Source organism: Flavobacterium cutihirudinis (assembly GCF_003385895.1).
Classification (GTDB): domain Bacteria; phylum Bacteroidota; class Bacteroidia; order Flavobacteriales; family Flavobacteriaceae; genus Flavobacterium; species Flavobacterium cutihirudinis.
Genome location: NZ_QRDQ01000009.1, coordinates 769,863 through 782,627, shown reverse-complemented (window position 1 = coordinate 782,627; position 12,765 = coordinate 769,863). Strand labels below are relative to the sequence as shown.

Here is a 12,765-nt window from a genome sequence, read left to right as displayed (position 1 = left end):
TGCGCACTAAGCAATAGTTTATTAGCAGATTTTGATATGAAATGCTTTTTTCTTGTTTTTCTTTTTACTGTATTTTCATGTAAACAAGGAAAAAGCGAGAGAATGGATAAAAGTCAAAATGCAGTTCAGAAAGTAATTGTGATTCAGCCTCTTGGTAGTTTTAAGGAAGAGCAATCGCAAAATGTATTTGTTCAAATTAAGACTATAAATCCGAAAGTAGTCTTAAGATCAAATATTACTTTTCCTGAGGGTTCATAATACAAACCAAGAAATAGATATCGCGCTGATAGTATAATTAAATGTCTTAAAAATAATATTGGCAAGGATTCTGTAATTGTTGGATTATCGAATTCTGATATAAGCACAACTAAAAACGGAATAAGCGATTGGGGTGTAATGGGATTAGGTTATAATCCCGGAACGGCCTGCGTAGTTTCTGATTTTAGATTGTCTGTTAAAAATAAAAATCAGCAGTTTTATAAACTTGTATTGCATGAACTCGGTCATACGGCAGGTTTACCACATTGCAAAATAAAAACCTGTTTGATGCGTGATGCTGAAGGAGGGAACCCACTCGATCAAGAAAAATGTTTCTGCAAGGATTGCAAAAGCTTTTTAAAAAGTAAAGGCTGGCATTTAATATAAACTTCAGGCTGTTTATTGATAAAATGAATAGTCCGTTCCCATTTTGATTATAATCATTTTTTGAAGAACGTTTATTGTATTTCCCACTTCGTTCCGTCGGTGAAGACAATACAGTTAGCTCTTACTTTGGTAATCTTACTTGCATCTGTAGAAAAATCTTCCCAGGTTTTAATTTGGATTTGTCCCGGTTTAAGCAAAGAAGTCGATTTTCCTTCAAATGTTCCTTCTCCGTAAAAATTTCTTCCGTTGGCATGTTCGTTAAATGAATTTAAACATTGCCATTCAAGCTTAATTGCTTTAATAGCCTTTTTTCCTGAATTTTTAAAAATTATTTTGATGTCCTTATGATCTGAGTATAGGTTTTTGGATAGCGAGCTTTTTACAATCGTAATGGGAGATTTTCTGTCGCTCTCATTTTTTGTATTGCTTTTGTTTGGCAAAATAGAATCTATTTCTTCTTGTTTAATTAAGCTAATGGTTTTGGGTTTACTGGCATTTGTTATTTCAGAAACAAGATTTTTTTTCTGTTTTGATTCTATACAGCTTAAAAGTGTAGTAAATGCGAAAAAAAATAGTAGATAAGGTTTTTTCATTTGTTTTTATATTCGAGAATTTCGGAATATCGTTTCGTTTATGTTTTTTGATTATTAATTGGTTGTAGTTGTGTTTTTGCAAATGTCTTTAAATAAGAATTGTGCTTTGGTCTCAAAAAGGTATAATGTTGATAGAATAAGCCTGAAGGTTTTTCTAAATTGATTTTTTAAAATTCCTGGAATAAATTGATTATAAATATTTCTTTTGAAGTTTATAAGTTTACCTTTGTAGTTCACGAAAATTTCTTGTGAAAACATGAGCCCTAGCCCTGATAGGAGCGGCATCCTTTTATGGTGGTGTTCACCATAAAAGATACAGCGGATAGCAGGAATAAGCTCCTAATTCTGAAACTTTGTTTAGATAAAAAACTCATTTACCAGTAATAAAATACAATATGAAAAACACTTTTATGATTTTGGTTTTATCGCTTTTGTTTGTAAGTTGCAAGCAGGAAATAAAACAGGAGGATATTGCAAAACTCAATGGTTATTGGGAAATTGAAAAAGTAGTTTTTGATAAAGGGGAAGAGAAAGCATATGGAATGAATGAGAATTTTGATTTCTTTACCGTAAAAGGTACAAAAGGAACAAGGACAAAAGTTATGGCGCAGCTAGACGGAACTTTTTTAACAACAAATACTTTTGAAAATTTTTTGGTGCGAAATACAGATAAAGGCACTTTTTTGGATTATAAGACAGATTATGCAAAATGGAGCGAGGAATTAATTTCAATTTCGGATAAGGAATTTGTAGTCAAAAATGAGCAGAATAAAGAATATCATTATAAAAAAGCAGCACCAGTTAATATTTTAAGCGATGGCAAAAAGACTAAATAGCGAGAGTACAATTGGAGCGGTGCTACAACAGATTATTCAGGTGAATAAACTGCAACCGGGAATGGATCAGATTGATGTTAAAGATGCCTGGGCAAACTTAATGGGTAATGGTGTAAAGACATATACTAAGAATGTTGTTTTGAAAGGAAGCACGCTTTATGTTGAACTTGGATCAGCTGTTTTAAGAGAAGAATTAAGTCACGGAAAATCTAAAATTGTAAAGATGATTAATGAGGAATTGGGTCGTGATGTAGTAAAAGACGTTGTTTTACGATAGTTTTTTTAATAAGATAATTTTTAAAAAATAATTAACACTTCTGTTGGGAAGTGTTTTTTTTTGCGATACATTTGAACGCTATTTTTTCTTAAAATGCAATTTCAATTAACTAACAATCTAAAAACAATTAACAAAAACAATGAAAAGAATTTTACTTATTTTAACCGTATTATTTGCTTTAAACAGTTATTCACAAAAGAAAAAAATTGCTGTTGTTTCTTTTTACACAGACAAAACAATTGATCTTTCTGAGCTTGGTTTAAATGCTGTAGCTGCAGTAACTGATTTAGGAAGTGATCCGAATTTTAATTTACTTCCAATTTTGGAAAAATACCACACTGCTTTTTTTAATGATTACTCAAAAAAATTCCCATTTGATTTAATTCCGGAAAGTGAAGTGACGCAAAAACAAGAATATATCGATTATGTTCCTCATTTTGACAGAGAAGGTGAAAAAGGAAAATATATTATCAATTATCCTGGTTACAAATATATTTATGAAGGAGCAAATGGTTCTGCAAACGAAGTGGCAACAGCTACTATGTTTAAAGATAATGCTGATGGTGTTTTGTTTACTGAAATTCACTTTGCTGTAGTAAAAGGATTCGCTGTTGCAGGAACTGGTACTATCAAGATGAAAGCTTATGCAAGAATTGCTTTGTATGATAAAACCGGAAAAAAAGTATTTGCTTTTAGTGAAGGTGCAACCTCTAAAAAAACAGGAACAATTGTAGGCGGAATTCCTGTTTTGTCTTTTGATAAAGTATTGCCAATGTGTGAAAGCGCATTAGATGAACTTTTAAAAGATTTAGATGGCAGAATTGAAAAAATAGTTAAAAAGACTACTGAAAAACTATAATTCATTTTCGCATAAAAATAAAAAATCCATTTCAAGTGAAATGGATTTTTTTGTTTTTATACGAATAGTTCAGTAATCTATCCCGATAGCTATCAGGGCTGAACTCTAAAATCATAAATTAAAACTGCTCTCTTCCTGCAAAGTGGAATGCACTTTCGATAGCAGCGTTCTCGTCGCTGTCAGATCCGTGAACTGCATTTTCTCCAATAGAAGTAGCGTATGCTTTACGAATAGTTCCTTCAGCAGCTTCAGCTGGGTTTGTAGCTCCAATTAAAGTTCTGAAATCTTCTACTGCGTTGTCTTTTTCTAAAATAGCAGCAACAATTGGTCCGCGAGACATGAATTCAACTAATTCTCCGTAGAAAGGTCTTTCTGCGTGAACTGCATAAAATGCCTGAGCATCAGCTACAGTTAATTGAGTTAATTTTAATGAAACGATTTTGAAACCTCCATTAGTAATCATTGCTAAGATATTCCCGATGTGTCCGTTTGCAACAGCATCTGGTTTAATCATTGTAAAAGTTCTATTTGTTGCCATTTTATTGTGCTTTTTAAATTTTGTGCAAAAGTAGACTTTTTTTATGAATTGATTTTAATAAATTCATAATTTAAACATAGTAGAATGATGTTTTGACTAAGAAAGGCTTTTTTTTAACCATATAAGTGATATAAGTTCATTTAATAAACGACATGCGGAATATCCATTGCAATTACGCCATGCTTCTAAAATGAACTTAAATTACTTATATGGTGAAAATTTAAACTTTAAATATTAATTTATTTCTGTAGAAAATCCACAAAATAAAGGTCCAGATACAAACATATACTAATGCGCCTGCCAAGGAAGCAGTCATAGGATTGCTGAAAAAAGGTGCAATCCAGAAACGATACAAGAAATCTAAAAGATTGATTTGCGTTTCGGGATTATGTGGATTTTTAAATTGAATCATTACTAGCGCTTGCGGAATAATTTGCGAGCTAAAGAAAACAATCATTGGGTTCACTCCCCAAATTAAAAACGGTTTGAAACCTTTTTTATAATCTGCAATATCGATTACTAAGTATAAGGTTGTCAAAAATACTGTGGCTAATCCGGTTGTGTATAAAACGTAACTGCTCGTCCATAATGATTTGTTTATTGGGAAAACAACATCCCAAAGTAAACCGAAAAATAATAGCGAAGTTCCCAACATTCCCATTTTTTGGGCTTTTTGAATTTTACTGATATTTAGTAAAAGAATTTTTCCAATAAATAGACCTATGATTCCGTTTACGATTGACGGAATTGTGCTTAAAATTCCTTCCGGATCCCAGGTAACTGTACCTTGATACATATGTCCTTTTAGTAAAATACTGTCGATCCAAGCAGCAAGATTTGTTCCTTTATCAAGATTGGCTTCTCCAAATCCGGGAACGGGAATCAGCGTCATAGCTGCCCAATATCCAAACAAGAGAACAAGTCCGGTTATGATTTGTGTTTTCTGAGTAGTTTTTAAATATAAAAGAGAAACCACAAAATAAACAATTGCGATTCGCTGCAAAACGCCTGGAAGCCTGACATCTTGATACGCTTCGATTCCGCTATAGGCTAAAAACAGATAGATGAATAGTATTGAAAATGCTAGAATGTTTTTGACTTTCGAACTGAAACTTCCCATTAAAGCATAACCAACAGCAATAGTTATGGCTAAACGGCCTATTAAAAGTGGAATTCCATCAAGGCCAAATAGTTGAATTTTTCCGAAAAAGTTAAAGAAAATTCCAAGACAGAACATTCTTAAGGAACGAATCAGGATTTTGTTGAAAGTGGTATCGTCGTAAAATTTGTCCGGCATTGCAAGCGGAATTGCAACTCCCATAATAAATACAAAAAAAGGAAAAACTAAATCGGTTGGCGTACAGCCATTCCATTCGGCGTGTAATAATGGCGGATAAACATGTCCCCAGTCTCCGGGATTATTTACAATTGTCATTAATAAAATAGTGAGTCCGCGAAAGACATCTAGCGAAATTAAGCGTTCTTTTACCATTGGTTTAGGGTAAATTGGTTAGTTAATATTTTTAAAAATCGCTATTTGGTTTAAAGAATAATAATTTTGAGAAGATTGGTGGTTATTTGGTTCTCAAGAATTACTATTTTATTTTTTTTTGCCACGAATTACACGAATTTCCACTAATTTATATTCTTCGTAATAAAAAAGAATTCGTGAAAATTCGTGTAATTTGTAGCAAACTTTTAAATTGTTATAATGTTAAAATTCATTTCTAATGGTTTTAATTTTTGCATTAAAAGCGGAATTAATTGCTCTCCTTTTTCCAGATAAAATTCTGAAAAATTATTTTGACGTTCCTGTAAGCTGTTGTTAGGGAACAGTTCGCATTGTAAATCAACTACGCGTTGCAATTGATCGCTTAGTTTTCTCTTTTGCGCTTTTAATAAACGCTTTTCTAAATTCTCTAAACCTTTCGTCTGTTTTACTTCCTGTGCTTTTACAGCTCCCGAAAATGATTTGTCAGTTTGATTGGCCAGATTGTAAAGATATTCAAATTGTTTTTTCAGTACTTCTTTTTGTGGCGTTAAATCAATTGGGAAAGGAGAAATTTTGTGCGTAATCTCATTTACTAAATTTTCTTGTTTAGTGAATAAATCTTTCCAGGTTAAACCTAAATTATCAGCTTTTTTGGCTTGTTTTTCTGTCGAAAGAAGGACAGAATTACGAACTAAAAGCATTGGGAAAGTTATATTTACAGCTTCGAAAGAAGATTTTAATTCAAGCCAATATGCTATTTCTCCGCCTCCGCCAATGTAGCATAAATTAGGAAGGATTATTTCCTGATAAAGCGGACGCATAATTACATTTGGACTAAATTTCTCCGGATTGCTTTCTAATAATTTAAAGATTTCTTCTTTAGAAAACGAAATTTTGGTATTGTTAACGAAGTATTTATCATTCTCAAAAATAATTCTTTCGCGCAAATCATCTTCAATATAAAATAAATTGATCTCACGCGGATTTACCTGAATGGTATATTCTTTTAACGTTTCAATTGTTTTTTGAACTTCTTTATAGGAAACCTGATTTTCTAATTCTTCTTTTATAAAAGGAACAAAAGCACGTTTTAAATCGGCATCGTCAGCATCCAAAATAACTAAACCGTAATTGGCAAATAAGCTGTTGGCCAAAAAACGTGTTGCATCAGCTAATTTTTCATGTTTTAAATAAGCCTCGTTAAATAGTTTTTTTAAGGTATTTGCATTTGTGTTTGAACCTAATTCCAAAGAATAAATTTCGAAAAACTCAGTTAAACCTTCAGTTGAAAGTCGGCCAACGGGACCTGTACTTTCTTTGTTCCATCTGAATTTTTTTCCTTTAAAATTAAAATAATTAATTTCTTCAAAATCATGATCTTCCGTTGCCATCCAATAAATTGGAACAAAATTGTTTGACGGATATTTTGATTTTAATTCTTTGGTTAAATTAATGGTCGAAATGATTTTATATAAAAAATACAGCGGTCCGCTAAACAAATTTAATTGATGTCCGGTAGTAACTGTAAAGGTGTTTTCTAAAGCTAAAAGCTCGATATTTTGCTTGGTTGAATCTGAAATTTCAATATTTTGATATTGCTTTTTTAAAGTGTCAACCAAAGGAATTCGGTTGCTATTATCAAAATTGGATTGTTTTTCCTGAATTTGTTTTTCGAAATTTTCCAATGTTGGAAAATGGTTATATAAAGATTGTAGTGCAGGTTTTTGATCTAAATAATCTTGTATCAAGGCAGTGAAATATCCGGAGTTTTGATAACTGATACAGTCGGTAGGCATAATTTTAGATTTATTTTTGATAGCTGTAAATTTAATGAAAATATAGAGTTAAAAATGTTTTTAACGATTGCTTATGATTTGATTTTTTGTTAACGTTTATTAAAGTTCATAAAATCAGGTTTTTAATTTCTGATAAAACTATGTTTTTGTAAAATGTAAAACACATCAAATTTGTTAAAAAGTAATTATTGTTCTAAAACTATTTTGGTTAAATATGAATTATTGATAATGAAACTATATTTTTGTAATCAAAAAAAAGTTATATCTATTTTACATGAAAACTAACCCCGATCAAAAGAACTCTTTAAAGCACGTTCTTTTTGGAAGCCTTATTGGTACCACAATTGAATTTTTTGATTTTTATATTTATGCCAATGCAGCAGTATTGGTTTTTCCACAATTATTTTTTCCAAGTGCCGACTCTACTATGGCAACGCTGGAATCTCTAGCTACTTTTTCGATTGCCTTTTTGTCACGCCCATTAGGTTCTGCTTTTTTTGGACATTATGGAGATAAAATTGGACGTAAATTTACTTTGGTTGCAGCCTTACTTACAATGGGAATTTCGACAGTCGCAATAGGATTTTTGCCAAGTTATGCCAGTATTGGTGTTGCGGCTCCTTTATTATTAATGCTTTGCCGATTCGGGCAAGGTGTTGGATTAGGAGGCGAGTGGGGAGGTGCTGTTTTGCTGGCAATTGAAAATGCACCACCAAACAAACGTGCCTGGTACGGAATGTTTCCGCAATTAGGAGCACCAATAGGATTATTGCTTTCGGGCGGTACTTTTTTATTGTTGACGGATTCTATGAGTAATGAAGATTTTATGAATTACGGATGGAGAATTCCTTTTATCGCCAGTTCATTGTTGGTTGTAGTAGGTTTTTATATCCGAACAAAAATTACAGAAACACCTTCGTTTGAAAATTCTAAGAAAGAGCAAGAAGAAGTAAAAGTTCCTTTTATTACTTTGGTTAAATCCTATAAAAACCAGTTAATTTTCGGGACTTTTGCTGCAATTACAACTTTTCTTGTTTTTTATTTGATGACTGTATTTACGTTGAGCTGGGCAACTTCTGACTTAGGAATTGTAAAAAGAGACGGATTGTTAATACAATTGTTTTCAGTACTATTTTTTGCACTTTTTATTCCAGTTTCAGCTGTTGTAGCAGATAAAATTGGTCGCCGTAAAATGCTTATTTTAGCTACGGCCGCAATAGCTATTTTCGGATTTTTCTTTTCTTATTTTTTAAGTACAGGAAATATTGCTTTGGTTACAACTTTTGCCTGTATCGGAATGGCTTTAATGGGATTTACTTATGGTCCTTTAGGAACATTTTTATCAGAGTTATTTCCAACAAATGTTCGTTATTCTGGTGCGTCATTAACCTTTAATATGGCTGGGATTCTAGGAGCAGCTTTCGCCCCAATGATTGCAATTTGGTTAGCTTCTACTTACAGCGTTAGTTATGTAGGTTTGTATTTAACAGCGGCAGCACTTATTTCTCTATTTTCATTTTTTGTTATTAGCAAAGAAGAACATAAATTCTAAACATATTTTCACCATAAAACATAAGGTTCGCAGAGAAAAAATCTTTGCGAACCTTTTTTTATGAAATTTACTATAAACTTATAATTATCTTTTTAAAGTAAAATGTCCTCTAAATTCCTGACCATTTAGTCTTGTAACAATAAACCAATAATCGGAAGCTGGTTCCTGATTTCCTATATAAGTTCCGTCCCAAGATGCATTTGGAGGTAATTCTTTGATGAGTTTTCCGTATCGGTCAAAAATTTTGATTCCGGTATTTGGAGCGAGATAAGCCGAATCGATTGTCCAATAATCATTATGACTGTCATTATTTGGCGTGAAGAATTTCGGAAACGGAAGTTCATCTACAAAATTGATACAATCTCCGGTTGTTGCTCCTAATATGTTTATTGTTACCGGAATTCTATCGCTTTCGCAGCCGCTTATGCTTTGCGAAGCGTAATATGTAGTTCCATTCTCAAGAGAAGTCGACTCCGATAAACTGTTAACAGATGACGAAGAGTCGTACCACTTTATACTCTGCCCTAAAATTTCAATATCACTAATTTTTGCATTTTTCTGAATACAGAATTTCTGTGGAGAATCTGCAGTTGGAATTGGAGTATCTTGGATTTTAACTGTTATGGCAAAACGTCCGCTTTCGCAATTGTCTGATGTTTGTGTTACATAATAAGTATCATTTTGTAATAAGGTTGTTTCAGATAAAATATTTCCGTTTGTCGCAGCATCGTACCATTTAAGGTTTGTTCCGGTTATATTTAAGTTTTCAATTGTTGCGATTTCGTCGATACAAAATTGTCTACTGCTTAATCCAGTTGGTAAAGCAGTATCGTAAACTTTTACTAAAACCGGAATTCTGTCGCTTTCGCAACCAATAGTTTGTGAAGCATAATACGTTCTGTTGTTTTCTAGCAAAGTTGTGTTTGGTAAAACCGAAGCCGAAAAACTGGTGTCAAACCATTTTATGTTTTGTCCAGTCATTTGGATATTACCCAATTTTGCATTTTCACTTTTGCAATATTCAGCACTTCCGATTAAAGCAGGTACAGAAGGTGTGTTAACGATTGAAACCGTAATTCCAAATCTTGGACTTTCACAAGTGTTTTCAGTTTGAGAGGCGTAATAGGTTTTGCCGTCCTGCAGACTTGTTGTTTCTGGTAATAAATTGCCATTTGTCATCGCATCATACCATTTTATGGAATTTCCTGTAATTTCAATATTAGCAATTGTTGCGTTTTGTCCGGAGCAAAACGGTTGGTTTGTATTTCCTCTTGGCGCTAATGTATTTTGAATATTAATTGTTACAGGAATTCTATCACTTTCGCAACCGTTTATTGTTTGGGAGGCATAATAAGTTTTACCATTTTCAAGTAGCGTACTGTTTGGTAAGAAAGAACCGTTTGTCAATGCATCGTACCATTTTATATTTTGACCTGTAATTTGAATATTACTTAAAGTCGCATTTAGTTGGAAGCAAAATGTTTGTGGAGAATTTGCAGTTGCTAATGGTTGGCTGGTAATAGTAACTGTTTGATTTTGTGTCGATGTATTACCGTTTCCATCATTGTAATTCCATACTATAGTATATGTTCCTGGTAAACTATACGATAAAGGATTTGTGGTTGTCCCTCTAATTACTCCCGCACAAACATCTGTTGCTGTTGGAATTGTACTAATAACAGTATTGCAATCACCAGTTATGGTAGGAAGAGTTGCTAAGTCAGGAACAGGTTTTTCAATATCGCCAATAACAACATTTACTTTTTTAGTATCATCGCAACCGCCAGTTCCTGTAATTAAACAACTGTATTCTCCGCTATTGGCTAGTGTCGTGTTAGGAATTGTTGGATTTTGATTTGTTGATGTAAAGCCGTTTGGACCCGTCCATAAATAATTTGTTCCTCCAGATGCTCTTAGTTCTAATGTTTTACCAATACAGATTGGGGAGTTGCTCTCAATCTTAGGGATATTAAGTATAACTGGTTCTTCAAATTTCATTAAAAAATAATTATCAAAATATCCTAATACAGTAGATTGATAAGAACTTGCATCGGCAATACCATTATTTTCAGATGATATTCCACTAACAAATATCTTATTATTGTTGTCTAATGCTATTTTTGTGCTTTTAAACGTACTTCTTCCACCTACGTAACTTCCCCAGATAAAATCTGCTTCTTTAGAAAATTTCCCAATATATCCTTCAAAATCTTCGTTCGATTTATAGGAACAGGAACTGGTTAATTTAGAATATGAAAAACCAAAGTTGGTTGCACCTAAATACAATGAATTATTTTTAAAAATAATAGAGTATACGTAAGCTTCTCCTAAATAGGTTCCCCATACTCTTTGTCCATTATTGTTTAATTTTGCAAAAAAGCCTTTGTACAAAAAACGATTTGAACTATCAAAACTTTCCGGAGTTGTTATGTTAATTTCACTGGCTGTTTGTCCCCCAATATAGATATTGTCTTCGTCATCAATTTCGATACTGTATATCTCGTCAACCTGTTCACCTCCGTAATAGGTTGACCATTTTCTTTGCCCACTGGTAGAAAATTTGTAAACGATTCCATCAGGATGGGTGATTTCATTATGGACTTCTTGAAAAACACCTGGAGTAGATATATTTGTAAAACTATTTGAATTACCTCCGATTGCAATAGTATTGTTACGTACAGCGATAGCTATTATGTTTTCCTGGCCTTCACCGCCAACATATGTACTCCAAATTAAATTTCCTCCCGAATTTAATTTGGCTAAAAAACCATCAATATTATTAGACGCTTCATTTAATTGCGTCTGAAAATTGTTATTTAGGCTAATATTGGTTTTACTTGATGTACTTCCCGTTATATAAATATTATCATTATCGTCCAGAGCTAATGCATTTGCTACCTCTCCACCTTCACCTCCAAAATATGTTCCCCATATTCGCACACCAGAGGCATTAAATTTGGCAACAAAAGCATCGGTCTCCCCTGTTAAAGTTGGCTTGTAAGAGCCAATTGTACTAATATTTGTCTGAGCTTGAGTTGACCCTGTTATCAAAACATTGTTTTGATGATCTGTTTTTATTCCAGTAATTGTATTATAATCTAGTCCTCCATAATATGTGCCCCATAATCGGTTTCCATTTGAATCAAATTTTTCAATTATACCGTTCGTGCTAATATAACCAGAAGAAGGAATTGAGGTCTGGTGTGCACCTGTTGTTGCATAAGATGAATTATTTGCCGTTGTGATTCCCGTAACATAAACATTTCCGAAAGAATCAGTACTGATGCTAGAAGGGCCAAGTGAAATGTGTATATTAGTTTCGTCTCCGAAAAAAGTACCCCAAAGCCTTATTGGAACAGGATCAATAATAACAGTCTTTCCTTCTGTTTTGTCTGACGAAGTGAAACCATAAACATTGTTTCTTATTTTATAATATCCGACAGAAACTTCTTTTTTTACAGTTTTATCTTCAATCCAACTTGCAGGTAATGTTTCCTCCATTTTTCCGAAACGAATATTCATTTGAATTTTATTATTAACTAAATCTGTTTCGGCACCATTAAATTTTAATTGAATGTCTGAAATTTTTCCTTTCGGATGAATTACAAAATTATATTCGACTGTTTTTTGAGGATCGTTTGGGATTGAAAAAACAACATCAATATTTGGATATATATTTTTGTACGTAATTTGTTTGTATTGATAAACTCCAGTAATTCCTTCTGGTTTGTTTGGAACATTGTAATAATTATCGAAATCAGTTGATTTTTGTTCCGAAACCAATTCTACTTTTGAGCTTGAGTTTACGAAATCAATATCAATTCGATGAAAAGTATATTCCAGATTAAAATCAGTTTCTTCTTTTCTTAATTCTTCTTTATGACTATTATGCGCGTGAGAATATAACTCTTTCGGATTTCTGGGCTTTTTTATTGGTGTTTTTTTTACTTCATAAATATCGTACGAAAATCCGTCTTTCTTTAATTGAACATTCAATCCATTAGTATTTAATAGATATTTTACAGCAGTATTTGGTTTACCTTTTTGATCTACAATCTGACCTTTATTTTCTTTAAAACCAATGGATTGATTTTTGTTTTGAGAAAACAATTGAGATGCAATTAAGAAGAAAATTAAAAGTAATTTTTGTTTCATTATATTAATTTGGATTACAACA

At 32.5% G+C, this 12,765-nt stretch carries 11 protein-coding genes; 6 read left to right on the top strand and 5 right to left on the bottom strand.

Annotated features, from left to right (window positions below):
- Positions 1-102: 102 nt before the first annotated feature.
- On the top strand, positions 103-258 hold the full coding sequence (locus BD847_RS21005; protein ID WP_244201606.1) for a hypothetical protein: 156 nt from the start codon (positions 103-105) through the stop codon (positions 256-258).
- 33 nt (positions 259-291) lie between these two features.
- Complete coding sequence (locus BD847_RS21000; RefSeq protein ID WP_317125309.1) at positions 292-645, top strand: hypothetical protein; 354 nt, start codon at positions 292-294, stop codon at positions 643-645.
- A gap of 71 nt (positions 646-716) precedes the next feature.
- On the opposite strand, the gene BD847_RS14150 is transcribed toward BD847_RS21000, so the two are convergent.
- Entirely contained in the window at positions 717-1,238 is a 522-nt protein-coding gene (locus BD847_RS14150; protein ID WP_115888909.1) for a hypothetical protein, read from the bottom strand.
- A gap of 395 nt (positions 1,239-1,633) precedes the next feature.
- Here BD847_RS14150 and BD847_RS14145 point away from each other — a divergent pair, with 395 nt between their 5' ends.
- From BD847_RS14145 to BD847_RS14135, 3 genes are all read left to right on the top strand, one after another.
- The gene (locus BD847_RS14145; protein WP_115888908.1) at positions 1,634-2,074 is read left to right on the top strand and encodes a hypothetical protein; all 441 of its coding nucleotides are present in this window, start codon (positions 1,634-1,636) and stop codon (positions 2,072-2,074) included.
- Entirely contained in the window at positions 2,055-2,351 is a 297-nt protein-coding gene (locus BD847_RS14140) for a DUF721 domain-containing protein (protein WP_115888907.1), read from the top strand. Before BD847_RS14145 ends, BD847_RS14140 begins: the two co-directional genes overlap by 20 nt.
- Before the next feature lie 139 nt (positions 2,352-2,490).
- The gene (locus BD847_RS14135) at positions 2,491-3,210 is read left to right on the top strand and encodes a hypothetical protein (protein ID WP_115888906.1); all 720 of its coding nucleotides are present in this window, start codon (positions 2,491-2,493) and stop codon (positions 3,208-3,210) included.
- Between the two features lie 118 nt (positions 3,211-3,328).
- Here BD847_RS14135 and BD847_RS14130 read toward each other — a convergent pair whose 3' ends face one another.
- The 3 genes from BD847_RS14130 to bshC form a co-directional block, all read right to left on the bottom strand.
- Positions 3,329-3,748 (bottom strand): nucleoside-diphosphate kinase, encoded by a 420-nt coding sequence (locus BD847_RS14130; RefSeq protein ID WP_115888905.1) that lies wholly within the window; start codon positions 3,746-3,748, stop codon positions 3,329-3,331.
- 220 nt (positions 3,749-3,968) lie between these two features.
- Positions 3,969-5,240 carry an acyltransferase family protein gene (locus BD847_RS14125; RefSeq protein ID WP_115888904.1) on the bottom strand — a complete coding sequence of 424 codons (1,272 nt, stop codon included), beginning with the start codon at positions 5,238-5,240 and terminating at the stop codon, positions 3,969-3,971.
- 206 nt (positions 5,241-5,446) lie between these two features.
- Positions 5,447-7,036, bottom strand: a complete 1,590-nt coding sequence (bshC, locus tag BD847_RS14120; protein ID WP_115888903.1) for a bacillithiol biosynthesis cysteine-adding enzyme BshC — start codon at positions 7,034-7,036, stop codon at positions 5,447-5,449.
- 274 nt (positions 7,037-7,310) lie between these two features.
- Between bshC and BD847_RS14115 the strand changes: the two genes are divergently transcribed.
- Entirely contained in the window at positions 7,311-8,588 is a 1,278-nt protein-coding gene (locus tag BD847_RS14115; protein WP_115888902.1) for an MFS transporter, read from the top strand.
- Between the two features lie 84 nt (positions 8,589-8,672).
- Here BD847_RS14115 and BD847_RS14110 read toward each other — a convergent pair whose 3' ends face one another.
- Positions 8,673-12,743, bottom strand: a complete 4,071-nt coding sequence (locus BD847_RS14110; RefSeq protein WP_115888901.1) for an Ig-like domain-containing protein — start codon at positions 12,741-12,743, stop codon at positions 8,673-8,675.
- Between the last annotated feature and the right edge of the window lie 22 nt (positions 12,744-12,765).

Bases quoted from the DNA above. Each gene is read 5' to 3' on its own strand.
- BD847_RS14125 (WP_115888904.1), bottom strand. From the start codon at position 5,240: ATGGTAAAAGAACGCTTAATTTCGCTAGATGTCTTTCGCGGACTCACT.
- BD847_RS14110 (WP_115888901.1), bottom strand. From the start codon at position 12,743: ATGAAACAAAAATTACTTTTAATTTTCTTCTTAATTGCATCTCAATTG.
- BD847_RS14145 (WP_115888908.1), top strand. From the start codon at position 1,634: ATGAAAAACACTTTTATGATTTTGGTTTTATCGCTTTTGTTTGTAAGT.
- BD847_RS14130 (WP_115888905.1), bottom strand. From the start codon at position 3,748: ATGGCAACAAATAGAACTTTTACAATGATTAAACCAGATGCTGTTGCA.
- BD847_RS21005 (WP_244201606.1), top strand. From the start codon at position 103: ATGGATAAAAGTCAAAATGCAGTTCAGAAAGTAATTGTGATTCAGCCT.
- BD847_RS14140 (WP_115888907.1), top strand. From the start codon at position 2,055: ATGGCAAAAAGACTAAATAGCGAGAGTACAATTGGAGCGGTGCTACAA.
- BD847_RS14150 (WP_115888909.1), bottom strand. From the start codon at position 1,238: ATGAAAAAACCTTATCTACTATTTTTTTTCGCATTTACTACACTTTTA.
- BD847_RS14135 (WP_115888906.1), top strand. From the start codon at position 2,491: ATGAAAAGAATTTTACTTATTTTAACCGTATTATTTGCTTTAAACAGT.
- BD847_RS14115 (WP_115888902.1), top strand. From the start codon at position 7,311: ATGAAAACTAACCCCGATCAAAAGAACTCTTTAAAGCACGTTCTTTTT.
- bshC (WP_115888903.1), bottom strand. From the start codon at position 7,036: ATGCCTACCGACTGTATCAGTTATCAAAACTCCGGATATTTCACTGCC.